Here is a 13,022-nt window from a genome sequence, read left to right on the forward strand (position 1 = left end):
GGCATGATTTAAGCCCAAATTTGAGCTACTTTGAATATTCAACACTAGATAAAGGTGATGTGATGATAGAAAAGGGATCTTCAATGCGCATATTGCTGGTTGATGACGTTCAACTAGACAGGATGCAACTTGCTATCCGACTCAAGCAACTGGGTCATATTGTAGAAGCTGTCGGTAGCGGAAAAGAAGCCCTGAGTGTTTATTCTGATTTTGATCCTGAACTCGTGTTACTTGATATCAGCATGCCTGATATGGATGGTTTTGAAGTGGCGAATGAGGTTCGAAGCCGATTCCCAGAATGGGTTCCCATCATCTTTCTTAGTGGTCACGAAGAACCTGAGATGATCGCAAAAGCGATTGACGCTGGTGGCGATGATTACCTGATCAAGCCAGTAAACAAGGTTGTTTTGAATTCTAAGCTGATTGCGATGCAACGTATCGCGCAAATGCGACGAGAATTAAAACAGAGCACAGCCAAACTCGAAGAACTGAACATCCTTCTGCAGCAACAAGCCAACGAAGATGGCCTGACCAAATTGTATAACCGTCGATATATGGATACTAAGCTTGAAGAGAGCATAGCGTGGCACGGAAGACGTAATATATCCATGACAGTTATATTGCTAGATGTAGACTTCTTTAAGCCTTACAACGATAATTATGGACATATTCAAGGGGATAAGTGCTTACAAGGGCTTGCTAATACCTTGAAACAGCTGTTTGTTCGGGCGGGAGAATTTGTCGGTCGTTATGGTGGTGAAGAGTTTGTTCTGATTCTTAGCGATACAGACAGTGAAGGCGCTAAGGTACACGCGACTCGAGTTAAAGAAGCACTGCACGAGATGAACTACGCTCATGAACACTCAACGGTATCGGATAGAGTGACAGCGTCACAAGGTGTGTTGTCATTTGTGCCAGAAGGTGGCGAATCTATTGCGTCTATTTACGAAAAGGTCGATCAAGCGCTTTATCAAGCGAAGCAAAGTGGTAGAAATACCTTTGTACAACGCAACATTTTGGAGCTTGCTCGTTAGTTGGCGAGCTCTTTTAGATATTTGAATTTATACTTCTAATAGCGTTTGAGCTAGGAAGTGCTTTAAGTGATAAAAGAAATGCCACATTCGAAGTCATTTTCTATGACTAACACATCTTGGACGCTTGCGGTTCCTCTATTTTTTACCGCTTTGCCGACCACTGTTAATGCCAATACGCTATCTGATCTTTTTCGAAAGGATCTAGAGCAGAGCTTTGCCACCAGTGTATTGCTCAACGACACCGATGTTTTCACTTTTGGTATCAATAACTTTGACCCCAATAAAGTGTTTAGTTTGGACAATGAAGACATCGGTTCGAATGATTCGGTAAGTCGTCGCCAAAACATCACCTCCCTGAGTTTGCCTTACACATTTGAATTACCAAGTTACATCGAAGACAACCATCAAGAGGTGACGCTACGCTTGTCTGCATTGCGAATTGAGAACGATGTTGAGTACGCTGCAGCAAACAAAAACGATTTTCAAAAAGAGTCGGTAGTGTCTGGCTACGTCGAATTCGCGAATGTGTCCCAGCTAGACGAATATTGGAGCTTCAGCTCTGCAATCGGTAACCACATCTCTTACTACCGCAATGATTATGAATATCGCGCTTCGTTGCTAAAGCCTATTCAAGACCAACTGGATGGCGTATATCTCAATACTGATGCTTGGGCTTACATCATCGAGCCTAAAATCAAGCTGATGTACGAAGATAAGAATGACTGGGGAAAGTATAAATTGAGCACCAGTTGGCATTACTTTAATGGCATCGGCTGGGGCGAGGCGAATAATGGCAATGTCGGTCATCCTGAAGGGTGGTATATCGCCAATGAAGCCAAGGTTTTCTATGATCTCGTGCGTTGGGATAAGAACATCACATCGATGTACTCGAGTATAAGACGAATTGATATTGGTGGTGACACCGTGGCCTCTATGGGCACCACATCTTACTACGAGGGCAGTGTTGGTTGGTTGCTTAACCCAAACCTGTTTAATGAGTGGGTCGATAACGTGGGAATAGGTTTTACGATTAACTACGGAAGTAGCTTAAAAGGTGGCAGCTTGGTTATCTTCTTCAACCAAGATTAAGCTCTCTTTTTCCAGTTGAGCTATACGGCCTCAAATCAATGAGGCTTGTTGTACTTGAAAGAGATATTTATTGGAGCAGAGTGCTATTAACGTCTTAAGCTATTTAGATCTCTAGCACTCAATATCTTTCGCTATCAACCATTGTTAACGGTCAATACATAGTTTGTTTCGACCGGTTTCTTTCGCTTTATACAGCGCTTGGTCAGCAAGCTTCAACACCTCTTCAGGATGTCTGGTGGTTGTGCTATCGGAAAGTCCAATACTCACCGTCACATTCACCACTTCCGATGGTTTACCGTTCTTGCCACGCTTTTTCATACCCACTTCATGATCGTCGGGGCGCTCATGGCTATTCCGAATCGTCATGTCGTAGTTTTGAACTTCGGAAATCAGAGCTTGAAGGTGCTCTTTAACTTGTTCCGAATGTTTGCCTTTGAAGATAATCGTGAACTCTTCTCCACCATAGCGATAAGCTTTAGCGCCGCCTGTGGTTTCCCTCAGAATGCGTGCCACCAGTTTTAACACATCGTCGCCAATGTCATGTCCGTAGGTATCGTTGAATTGTTTAAAGTGATCAATATCGACCATCGCCATCGAATACTTACGCCCCAAGTGCTTCATATCGACTTCTAAGGCGTGTCGACCGGGAATGTTAGTCAGTTGGTCATTAAAGGCCATATCATGACTAGCGGACATGACATAGACGATGATCAACGTGCCTGACAACGAGAACATGGTGCTCGAGATGTACTGAACGTCGAAGAAGATGAACGTGCAAGAAGAAAGCAGGATAGCGCTATAAACCACAACATCGATAGAGCGGTTATACACCAACACGAGAATGGCAGTAAGGCCAAGTAAGCAAAGGCTATACAACACCAAAACAGAAGGCAGTTTGGAGAAGTCTCTGACAATAAATAGAAGACCATCACTCCATGATTCAAAACCGCCGGCATGGAAGTGAGAGACGATCAATTGTGCCCAAACCATAAACAGAACAAGAACGATGGCGTAGAGCAGCATCGACTTTGAGTTTACGCCGTTATCAGGGAAGGCATAAACAAGTAAGCAAGTGACAGGTACTAATGCCGCAAGTAACGAGAGCTCTAATAGCGTTGTGCCAGTATTGAGAGGCGTTTGTAAGCGAACTTGGATGATCAGATAAGCGACAAGCATGGTCACCGATACCATCGCCATTCGACCTTGTCTGAACGTATGGCATAGCAGAACCGCAACGCTCAATAAAATGTAAGGGAGGTTGCTAGCAAACCCTAAATTTGAGTCCGTCACGAGAATGACGTTGTCCATACCAACGAGCAAAATTGTTAACAGGACTAAAGGGAAGCAAAATCGAAACATGCTCGACGTTACAAAAGATGATGCCATTTATGTGGTGAGCCTAACTATATTGATGATCTTATTATTTAATACTATGCGTAGGATACGGTTAAACAAGCGATTGCCAAGCTTTTTGCCTAAATTAGAGCAAAAACATAGTCATAGGTCGCTATTGGTGCAATCATTTTTATATGTATTTGAGTTGCTATTAACCTTAGAACGAACTACACAGTATATATGAGAAATTAATTAGTCGTTATAGATACTTAACAAAATCTGCTCTGCTGCTCTTACGTTGGCGCTGTCACTTAAAGGGCTTGATGATCAGTTATCATTGAGTGACCTTTTCATTAAGCGACGAAGATCTGTAATGAAGTCAGAGTAAGATTAAATAATGCCTAAGTTTCAACTATGGACAGTAAAACCTATAACTGAGTTATAGAAAGCTATTAGGAATTGCATGGTTTCAAGTGACTTTAGAAACGACTGCGACTAGAAAAACCGCTACAAATGGAGGTGTGGTATGCAAATTAGTGTTGATGTACATAACTATATGGAAACTCTGGTAGGTCATGTATTGGCTACCGAGGAATATGTGTCTAGTTATACCAACGAACAGTTGGCCGATCTCGCGTGCTTGGCTTTGGGTCAGCTAAAACCTATCTATATTCGTTTTGATATCGATTTTCTGTCAGCATTGCCAGAAGACAAATTGGTGCTCTATAAACGCAATAGTGAGATCGCGGTCAAAAATGCAGAAAGTATGATTATTGACGATCGAAGACGTGAACGTGATGACAATGTGCCTGTTATATTTAGTCAACACAATTTTGACGATGACGTAGAATTGCAATGGTATGAAAAGCCGTTGTTGAACCGTAAACAGTCATGATAGTTTAGGGTGAATACGGTCATTTAAGGAGTAAAAAACGTGGGATTCTTTTCTAGATTATTTGGTGGCAAAGAAAAAACCGAACAAAAAGTAGAGATTGAGCCAGTCGAATATAAGGGTTTCAATATCTATCAAGATGCCATTGCAGAATCTGGTCAATACCGTGTTGCTGGGCGAATCGAGAAAGAATTCGATGGTGAAATCAAAACTCACCGTTTTATTCGTTCAGATGTTGTTTCAAACAAACAAGATGCCGATGAATTGATGCTCAAAAAATCGCAGATGTTCATCGACCAAATGGGCGACAATATATTTAGCTAACCAATTAGGGTTAGAATTGATGTTGGTCATAATTTAGAGAGCTTTCAGTGTATATGCTGAAAGCTCTTTTTAGTTTTAGGGATAAAGAACAGCTAGTGAGTTGTTATTAAAAGGATTATTTGCAAGTGGTTTGACCTCTTGGTTCGAGACGGTCGTCATTTATCCAAATGAAGCGCTCAAACTCCATCCAAATCGTTATAAGTAATAACTTTTCCTGTTCTTTGAACAAAACGCTTGAAGTATTAGTTGTCGTTAGATACAAACGAATAAGTCATTCGTGCCAATAGTCAAGGAATAGCTATGCAAATTGGTGTACCAAGAGAAACGCTCGCTGGTGAAACGCGAGTCGCTGCTTCGCCGAAATCGGTAGAACAGCTTCTAAAATTAGGATTTGAAGTTTGTGTTGAATCACAAGCAGGTGCGTTAGCAAGTTTTGAAGATGCAGCTTATGAACAAGCTGGAGCAAAAGTTGTCACCGCAGATGAAGCTTGGAAATCCGATATTATCTTTAAAGTTAACGCTCCGATCGTTGACGAGTCTAAAAATGAAATCGATCTTCTTAAAGATGGCGCAACATTGGTCAGCTTTATTTGGCCTGCCCAAAATCCAGAATTAATGGAACAATTGTCCAGTCGTAACATCAACGTGATGGCGATGGATTCTGTACCACGAATTTCAAGAGCTCAGGCGTTAGATGCATTGAGTTCTATGGCAAACATCGCGGGTTATCGTGCTGTTGTTGAAGCGGCGCATGAGTTTGGTCGATTCTTCACGGGTCAGATTACGGCTGCGGGTAAAGTTCCGCCAGCAAAAGTACTGGTTGCAGGTGCTGGTGTTGCTGGCCTAGCGGCAATCGGCGCTGCGGGTAGCTTAGGTGCAATCGTTCGTTCATTCGATGTTCGTCCTGAAGTTAAAGAACAAGTTGAGTCGATGGGTGCTGAATTCTTGGAAGTGGATTTCAAGGAAGATACCAGTGCTGGTGACGGCTACGCAAAAGAGATGTCTGAAGCATTCAATAAGAAAGCGGAAGAGCTTTATGCAGCTCAAGCAAAAGACGTTGATATCATCATTACAACGGCGCTGATTCCAGGTCGCCCGGCTCCGAAGCTGATTACCAAAGAGATGGTAGACAGCATGAGTGCAGGTAGTGTGATTGTAGACCTTGCGGCGGCCAATGGCGGTAACTGTGAATACACGGTTGCGGATCAAGTCATTACAACGGCTAATGGTGTGAAGGTGGTTGGTTACACTGATATGGTTGGTCGACTGCCGACTCAATCATCTCAACTGTATGCAACGAACCTAGTTAACCTTCTGAAACTGCTTTGCAAAGAGAAAGATGGCAACATCAAAATCGACTTTGAAGATGTTGTTCTGCGTGGTGTTACTGTGGTTAAAGAGGGCGAGGTCACTTGGCCAGCTCCACCAATTCAAGTTTCAGCTCAACCACAACAAACTAAGCCAAAAGCGGCCAAACCAGAGCCTAAAGTTGAAGAACCTGTTTCTCCAATTAAGAAAGTGGCGGGTATGGCGGTAGCTGTTGGTGCATTCGCTTGGGTAGCTTCGGTTGCTCCAGCTGCGTTCTTATCTCACTTTACCGTTTTTGTTCTCGCTTGTGTGGTGGGTTATTACGTAGTTTGGAATGTAAGCCATTCTCTGCATACGCCTTTGATGTCCGTGACTAACGCGATTTCAGGCATCATTGTAGTAGGTGCACTGTTACAGATCGGGCAAGGAAGTGGCGTCGTCACGTTCTTATCATTTATTGCCGTATTAATTGCAAGTATCAATATCTTTGGTGGCTTTACCGTGACCAAACGTATGCTTGAAATGTTCCGTAAAGACTAAGGAGTAACAGATGTCTGAAGGATTAGTACAAGCAGCTTATATTGTTGCTGCTGTATTTTTTATTATGAGCTTGGCTGGGTTATCGAAACAGGAATCTGCGCGTGCAGGTAACTATTACGGTATCACGGGTATGGCAATCGCGTTGATCGCAACGATCTTTGGCCCTCACTCTGCTGGTATTGTGTGGATCACCATTGCTATGGTGATCGGTGGTGGTATTGGTATCCACTACGCAAGAAAAGTAGAAATGACTGAAATGCCAGAGCTGGTTGCAATTCTGCACAGCTTCGTAGGTATGGCTGCAGTACTTGTAGGTTACAACAGCTACATCGATCCACCTGCTGCTGTTTCTATCAACCCTGCAGATATTCATGCAGAGCACGTTATCCATCTAGTGGAAGTGTTCCTTGGCGTGTTTATCGGTGCGGTGACGTTCACGGGTTCTATTGTTGCGTTTGGTAAGCTTCGTGGCGTTATCTCTTCGTCTGCATTGAACATCCCTCATAAGCACAAGTGGAATCTAGCGGCTATCGTAGTTTCTACACTGCTGATGATCATGTTCGTTAAAGCAGACGGCAGCATGTTCGCACTAATGGTGATGACACTTATCGCATTCGCATTCGGTTACCACCTAGTGGCATCGATTGGCGGTGCAGATATGCCAGTAGTTGTCTCTATGCTGAACTCGTACTCTGGTTGGGCAGCAGCAGCGGCAGGTTTCATGCTTGCAAACGATCTGCTTATCGTAACTGGTGCATTGGTTGGTTCGTCGGGTGCGATTCTGTCTTACATTATGTGTAAGGCGATGAACCGCTCTTTCATCAGCGTTATTGCTGGTGGATTCGGCCAAGAAGTGGTTGTGTCTGATGGCGATGAAGAGCAAGGTGAACACCGCGAAACATCAGCTGAAGATGTGGCTGATATGCTGAAAAACTCTAAGTCAGTAATCATCACTCCTGGATACGGCATGGCAGTAGCTCAAGCACAATACCCAGTGCATGAAATCACTGAGAAGCTACGAGCGCAGGGCATTAATGTTCGATTTGGTATCCACCCAGTTGCTGGTAGGTTACCGGGTCACATGAACGTACTGCTTGCTGAAGCGAAAGTGCCTTACGATATCGTTCTAGAAATGGACGAAATCAACGATGACTTCGATCAGACAGATACTGTATTGGTAATTGGTGCGAATGACACCGTAAACCCTGCAGCACTTGAAGATCCAAACAGCCCAATTGCTGGTATGCCAGTACTTGAAGTTTGGAACGCTCAGAATGTTATCGTATTCAAGCGTTCGATGAACACAGGTTACGCCGGTGTGCAAAACCCACTGTTCTTCAAAGAGAACACGCAGATGCTGTTTGGCGATGCTAAAAAGAGTTGTCTAAGTATCTTAGAACATCTATAGAGATCACCTCTAAACAATATGTAACAACTCGATAAGGAGCTCATTTGAGCTCCTTTTTTTATCTTACGAAAGCGACTCTATGTGTGATCTCAGTTGATACGAAGTTGACGAAGCCTGATGCAAAACTTGTCGCAATTGAGGTTTGGCTTGCCAATCAGCCTACTAGTACATATGTACAATGTGGCCGTAATATATTGGCCTTTATCTCTGTAGCTCGCCATTCTCAATGTTTTTCATGCGGTTAAAAATTTATCTTTGATAGCGAATGGTATATATTTGGTTGATCTATATGAATTTGCGTTGGTTTGTGATCATCAAAAGAACATTTACTCTTCTTATCGCTACGTTGTCTGTGTCTGCAAACGCATTTGCTGACTCTTTACCTGAGCGTATCGATAATTTCACCAAACTCTTTGATCATGAAACGGCAATCGAATCTTACGATATTCGAGTGCTACAGGCTGATTATCCAACAGGTTTGATCATGCCGTCTTCTATGCTGCCACAAACAGCAGAGTACCCGTTAAAAGACATTCAGCGCTTGTACCAGTTATCAAAAACCTGTAGTGGTAAACTGCCGTTAAGCCCTTTGATTACTGAGCCTTTAGTTTTTACTCGTGCAATGTGTAAAGGCACCAAGCTTTCTGACCGTTGGTTTAGCCGTAGTGGTTTGATTCACCCTGGCGGCGGTTCTTATGCGGCACGATACGTTGAGAAGTACCCAGAAAAATTCGACTCTCTGAAGCGCTTTATGCATATTCAAGAGCGACCAAACACCGAACACGATGAACTACTGTCTCGCTTGCAACAAATGGATAGCGAAGCAATCACCGCGCTGTTAGCGGGTGACAGTATGTTTGTTGAGCTTGATGAGATGTGGGTAAAACGCGGCGACAGATATTACCTGTATAAAAAATCAGTCTGGAACGAAAATGCCACGCTTGCTGGGTTATCGTTTAGCTTGTCTTCAGAAGGTAAAAGCTGTTTTGTCCAGCGTGGTAATGTGTGTTGGGAAATAGAAGATCATTCAGAGCTTCTGCAAGTCGCCATGTTTATCTTGGTTATTGCCAACATCATGCTTGTCTTAGGTTGGGCGATTTACCGCTGGAACAGCAAGAAACAGGAGATGAAGAGTCGCATGCTGGTTCTTCAAATCCTAACGCACGAATTAAGAACGCCGATTGCGAGTTTGTCATTGACGGTGGAAGGGTTCAGGCGTGAGTTCGAACACTTACCAGAATCGGTATATGATGAGTTCCGTAGGCTGTGTGAAGATACACGCCGTTTAAGACAGTTGGCGGAAGCAAGTAAAGATTACCTGCAATCAGATAATCAACCGCTCGCAACAGAGTGGGTGCCAAGTGTTGAAGAGTGGCTCCAATACAAAGTTGAAGAAGACTTTGCGCCGGGGATTGAACTCCGTGTAAACAAAGATATAGCTGCAAAAGTGAACGTATATTGGTTGGGAACGTGCATCGATAACCTAATCAGAAATGCCGTGAAATACGGTGTGGCTCCAGTAATTCTAGAACTGAATACTTCTGACAAGAAGCTGACATTCAAAGTTATAGATAATGGAGACTTGTCTCGCAAAGATTGGGGGCAACTAAGAAAGCCATTCGTAAGTAAGAGTGGACTCGGTTTAGGTCTGACGATAGTGGAATCTATGGTTGGAAAAATGGGCGGTCACATGACGCTTATCGGCCCCCCAACAACATTTATTTTGGAGATACCTTGTGAAACAGACATTGCTTCTCGTTGAAGATGATAAAAATTTAGCTGACGGTTTATTAGTTAGCCTTGAGCAAGCTGGATATGAATGTTTGCATGCAGAACTGATCTCTGAAGTTGAAGGCTACTGGGAACAAGCGGATCTAGTGATTCTAGACCGTCAACTTCCTGATGGCGACTCAGTAGATTCACTTCCAGGTTGGAAGAAAAAGAAAGATATCCCAGTTATTTTGCTGACGGCTCTCGTGACAGTAAAAGACAAAGTAGCGGGCCTAGATTCAGGTGCAAACGACTACTTAACAAAGCCATTCGCAGAGGCTGAGCTATTTGCTCGAATTCGTGCTCAACTTCGCCTGCCAGATTCTGAAGAACAAGATGCATCAAAAGTTATCGCTCAGAATCTTGTTATCGATAAAGCGACACGTGAAGTGTTTTTCAATGAACAGGAAGTAACGTTAACGCGCACTGAATTTGACCTTCTACTGTTCTTGGCAAGTAACCTTGGACGTGTGTTTACACGTGATGAACTGCTTGACCATGTATGGGGTTACAACCATTTCCCAACAACACGTACGGTAGACACGCACGTTCTGCAACTAAGACAGAAACTGCCGGGTCTAGAAATTGAAACGCTGCGTGGCGTTGGTTACAAGATGAAAGCGTAATGAGAATAGCCTTACTTCCACTATTAATGTTTTCTTGCGTAGCGAATACCGCGCAAGCAACGGATTGGTTTAAGAGCAGCGATGCTCTGACTCAAGTTCATAAACATCTGCTAGATAATGATTTACCTCAGATGTTTGACTCATTAGTGGAAGTTTGGCAAATCAACTCGTCTCAATCACGAGAAGATCACCTCAATGAACTGTTCGATCAAGCATTGAACAAAGATTGTGGTAAAACTCTCACCAGAAAAACACTCCCAGATTGGATTAGTTCAGTCGTCGTTAAAAGACACATCATTCAAAGCCCTGGCCGAGATACCTTTCGTGTATCGATTAATGTTGAATCCGAAAACAACATTCAAGACATTACCTTCGAGAAGTGGGTCGATAAGATCGTTTCTTCGGACAGTGAGTTAACCAAAGACAGTGAAGTGGTTAACAACGCATCGGTGAGTCTATACCGCAAGCGTTACAATTTAGCCTCTCAACTTGAATCCGGTTTATACCGTTTAAGCGTTAAAGGTGATGGCGGAAAGTCTTGGAGCACTTGGGTTGTTTTGGGTGAAGTTGCCATGCGTCAACAAGTTCGCTGGGCATCAAAAGACACGTGGCGAATCGATAAAAAAGAACTACTCAATCCTTATTGTCCGCTCCCTAAGCTCGAAATCGGTTTGTACGATTACGTTGATGAACACTATGAACAGGTCTGGGGCAAGAGCTACGAATCTGATTATCCAATGAACCTTACTGGTGAAGAACTTCCTAATGATCGCTATGTTTTAGCGGTTTCAATGGTGCATTCACGCTGGCAAGGCGACATAGCGATAGAACAAGCACAAACTATCAGTAAAACTTATGATATTTCTAGCGAAGAAGAGTTAAAGTAATTTAAAATTGTGCCGTTAACTATGTAAGGGATCTAACAAAGATAAACGGCATGAAAAAAACTACAAAACTACTCGCAGCGTCAATTGCATTCGCCAGTCTTCCTCTTTCAGCAGCAAACTACGCCATTGAAGCGCGTGGTGATGCGATGGGTGGTGTTGGTGTTGTTTCAGCAAACTTCCTAACTGCTCCATTCTATAACCCAGCACTTGTTGCGATTTATCGTCGTAATGATGACATGGGAATGATCACGCCAAGTTTTGGCGGTAATTATAATGACCCTAATAACTTAGTTGATGATATCGATAATTTAGTTGACAGCATTGAGTCAGGTACTGTGACTGGTTCTGATCTAGATGCTCTTAATGGTGATAGCCTGAATGTTGATTTAGGTGGTGTTGTAGCATTCGCTCTACCAAATCAGTATATTGCAGCAAACGTATTTGCAAAAGCATACACTGAATCATTTGTAACCCCTGATACATCTAGTGACGCTGCTAATAGTGACTTGGTTAATGCTGAGTTAACTGCTGTTAAAGCTGTTTCTATTGGCATTATGGAAGCTGGTATATCATTAGCAAAATATCAAACGTTCATGGGACAACATTTGTCGTTTGGTATTTCTCCAAAACTCCAAAGAATCTATACGTATAACTACATTGCCTCGGCACAAAACTACGATCTAAGTGATGTTCGAGAAAACGACACCGCGGAAACTACATTTAATATTGATGCAGGTGCGCTTTGGTTTTACGGCCCATTTAGAGTGGGTTTTTCTGCAACGAATATTATAGACCGTGAGATTGAAACTAAATCCGTTAGCCAACAGCTAACAAGCAGCACAGGGGCTACAAGAACAGTAACATCGAGTCATTCTTATAACCTGGGGCCTGTCTACACTGTTGGTGCGGGGATCGTTTCTGATTACTTTACGTTGAGTGTTGATTATGATTTGAATGAAGCAGAGAAGTTTACTTCGTTCGAAGACAACGAACAGATGATTCGTGTTGGTACTGAAGTCGACCTGTTACGTCAGCTTAAGCTAAGGGGAGGGTATTACAAGAACCTGGCTTACTCTGATTCAGAAGGAACAGTGACAGCTGGTGTTGGTATCTCGCCATTGAACTTGTTTCAGCTAGATCTAAGTGCTAACTACACGAATGAAAATGCAATGGGTGCATCCATCAATTTCCTTGCTAGTTACTAACAGTCCTTATATAGTTCTGCTCCTAAATAAAGGAGCAGAGCATGCTAAACGACTTACCAACCCTTTCTCACGAAGAACAACAGAAAGCTGTTGAACGAATTCAAGAAATGATGACCCAAGGCATCAGCACAGCACAAGCTATCAAAATCGTTGCTGAGCAAATCCGTGAAGAAATGAGTAATAAAGAAGAGTAGGGCATCAGCCCTTCTTTTTTAATACGATAGTGCACTATAACTAAATATATTACCCTCTAGTATATTATCTCGTACATACCTACTCTTTAGTTTCTCTAAATCCCGACCTGTCCAAAACTCTTAAATACTTTTTATTCAACAAGTTACGTCAGAGTAATTAACTTCTCAGGCTTTACTTGGCTTTGAGTTGTAATTAAATTACAGCAAGATCTGAAAGTAAAACAATCGCCACTTTAGGTGTCAGTATTTGTGTCACCATGTCTAAATGGCTAAATATATGGTGTTTTTACGGCTAGTGACGTTGTGACTTGTATTTTGAACGGATGAGAATCCATGAATGTTCAGAAGCAGACAAATGAGGATTTTATCTAAGAACAGAGTGAAACAATCCACAGCGGTAATGTTCAAAA

Annotated in this window: 12 protein-coding genes; 11 read left to right on the forward strand and 1 reads right to left on the reverse strand. The window is 42.8% G+C overall.

Annotated elements, in window-relative coordinates; all coding sequences use genetic code 11:
• Window positions 1–83: 83 nt before the first annotated feature.
• Both AB4133_RS07835 and AB4133_RS07840 read left to right on the forward strand, forming a co-directional pair.
• Window positions 84–1,034 carry a diguanylate cyclase gene (locus AB4133_RS07835; protein ID WP_372224176.1) on the forward strand — a complete coding sequence of 317 codons (951 nt, stop codon included), beginning with the start codon at window positions 84–86 and terminating at the stop codon, window positions 1,032–1,034.
• A gap of 78 nt (window positions 1,035–1,112) precedes the next feature.
• Window positions 1,113–2,123 carry a Solitary outer membrane autotransporter beta-barrel domain gene (locus tag AB4133_RS07840; RefSeq protein ID WP_048608286.1) on the forward strand — a complete coding sequence of 337 codons (1,011 nt, stop codon included), beginning with the start codon at window positions 1,113–1,115 and terminating at the stop codon, window positions 2,121–2,123.
• A 144-nt stretch (window positions 2,124–2,267) separates the two neighbouring features.
• On the opposite strand, the gene AB4133_RS07845 is transcribed toward AB4133_RS07840, so the two are convergent.
• Complete coding sequence (locus AB4133_RS07845) at window positions 2,268–3,509, reverse strand: GGDEF domain-containing protein (protein ID WP_372224177.1); 1,242 nt, start codon at window positions 3,507–3,509, stop codon at window positions 2,268–2,270.
• 475 nt (window positions 3,510–3,984) lie between these two features.
• On the opposite strand from AB4133_RS07845, the gene AB4133_RS07850 reads away from it, so the two are divergent.
• From AB4133_RS07850 to AB4133_RS07890, 9 genes are all read left to right on the forward strand, one after another.
• On the forward strand, window positions 3,985–4,353 hold the full coding sequence (locus AB4133_RS07850; RefSeq protein ID WP_017060104.1) for a late competence development ComFB family protein: 369 nt from the start codon (window positions 3,985–3,987) through the stop codon (window positions 4,351–4,353).
• A gap of 39 nt (window positions 4,354–4,392) precedes the next feature.
• Window positions 4,393–4,674, forward strand: coding sequence for an HlyU family transcriptional regulator (locus AB4133_RS07855; protein ID WP_004731023.1), 282 nt, complete (start codon window positions 4,393–4,395; stop codon window positions 4,672–4,674).
• A gap of 300 nt (window positions 4,675–4,974) precedes the next feature.
• Window positions 4,975–6,522: a Re/Si-specific NAD(P)(+) transhydrogenase subunit alpha gene (gene pntA, locus AB4133_RS07860; RefSeq protein ID WP_372138660.1), complete on the forward strand. Its 1,548-nt coding sequence runs from the start codon at window positions 4,975–4,977 to the stop codon at window positions 6,520–6,522.
• Between the two features lie 10 nt (window positions 6,523–6,532).
• Window positions 6,533–7,930, forward strand: a complete 1,398-nt coding sequence (gene pntB, locus AB4133_RS07865; RefSeq protein WP_372224178.1) for a Re/Si-specific NAD(P)(+) transhydrogenase subunit beta — start codon at window positions 6,533–6,535, stop codon at window positions 7,928–7,930.
• A gap of 289 nt (window positions 7,931–8,219) precedes the next feature.
• Window positions 8,220–9,692 carry a sensor histidine kinase VxrA gene (gene vxrA / locus AB4133_RS07870; RefSeq protein ID WP_372224179.1) on the forward strand — a complete coding sequence of 491 codons (1,473 nt, stop codon included), beginning with the start codon at window positions 8,220–8,222 and terminating at the stop codon, window positions 9,690–9,692.
• Complete coding sequence (vxrB, locus tag AB4133_RS07875; RefSeq protein ID WP_017060099.1) at window positions 9,667–10,326, forward strand: response regulator transcription factor VxrB; 660 nt, start codon at window positions 9,667–9,669, stop codon at window positions 10,324–10,326. Before vxrA ends, vxrB begins: the two co-directional genes overlap by 26 nt.
• The gene (locus AB4133_RS07880; RefSeq protein ID WP_029235234.1) at window positions 10,326–11,213 is read left to right on the forward strand and encodes a DUF2861 family protein; all 888 of its coding nucleotides are present in this window, start codon (window positions 10,326–10,328) and stop codon (window positions 11,211–11,213) included. The genes vxrB and AB4133_RS07880 overlap by 1 nt, the downstream gene beginning before the upstream one ends.
• Window positions 11,214–11,263: 50 nt before the next feature.
• Window positions 11,264–12,418 carry a conjugal transfer protein TraF gene (locus AB4133_RS07885; RefSeq protein WP_017069084.1) on the forward strand — a complete coding sequence of 385 codons (1,155 nt, stop codon included), beginning with the start codon at window positions 11,264–11,266 and terminating at the stop codon, window positions 12,416–12,418.
• A 41-nt stretch (window positions 12,419–12,459) separates the two neighbouring features.
• Complete coding sequence (locus tag AB4133_RS07890; RefSeq protein WP_004731009.1) at window positions 12,460–12,612, forward strand: YoaH family protein; 153 nt, start codon at window positions 12,460–12,462, stop codon at window positions 12,610–12,612.
• Window positions 12,613–13,022 lie beyond the last annotated feature (410 nt).

This window comes from Vibrio sp. 10N.286.52.F8 (genome assembly GCF_041468745.1).
Taxonomy (GTDB): Bacteria; Pseudomonadota; Gammaproteobacteria; order Enterobacterales; family Vibrionaceae; genus Vibrio; species Vibrio crassostreae_C.

Coding starts and splice junctions, on each gene's coding strand:
- AB4133_RS07835 (WP_372224176.1), top strand. CDS start 84: ATGCGCATATTGCTGGTTGATGACGTTCAACTAGACAGGATGCAACTT.
- AB4133_RS07840 (WP_048608286.1), top strand. CDS start 1,113: ATGCCACATTCGAAGTCATTTTCTATGACTAACACATCTTGGACGCTT.
- AB4133_RS07845 (WP_372224177.1), bottom strand. CDS start 3,509: ATGGCATCATCTTTTGTAACGTCGAGCATGTTTCGATTTTGCTTCCCT.
- AB4133_RS07850 (WP_017060104.1), top strand. CDS start 3,985: ATGCAAATTAGTGTTGATGTACATAACTATATGGAAACTCTGGTAGGT.
- pntA (WP_372138660.1), top strand. CDS start 4,975: ATGCAAATTGGTGTACCAAGAGAAACGCTCGCTGGTGAAACGCGAGTC.
- pntB (WP_372224178.1), top strand. CDS start 6,533: ATGTCTGAAGGATTAGTACAAGCAGCTTATATTGTTGCTGCTGTATTT.
- vxrA (WP_372224179.1), top strand. CDS start 8,220: ATGAATTTGCGTTGGTTTGTGATCATCAAAAGAACATTTACTCTTCTT.
- AB4133_RS07880 (WP_029235234.1), top strand. CDS start 10,326: ATGAGAATAGCCTTACTTCCACTATTAATGTTTTCTTGCGTAGCGAAT.
- AB4133_RS07885 (WP_017069084.1), top strand. CDS start 11,264: ATGAAAAAAACTACAAAACTACTCGCAGCGTCAATTGCATTCGCCAGT.
- AB4133_RS07890 (WP_004731009.1), top strand. CDS start 12,460: ATGCTAAACGACTTACCAACCCTTTCTCACGAAGAACAACAGAAAGCT.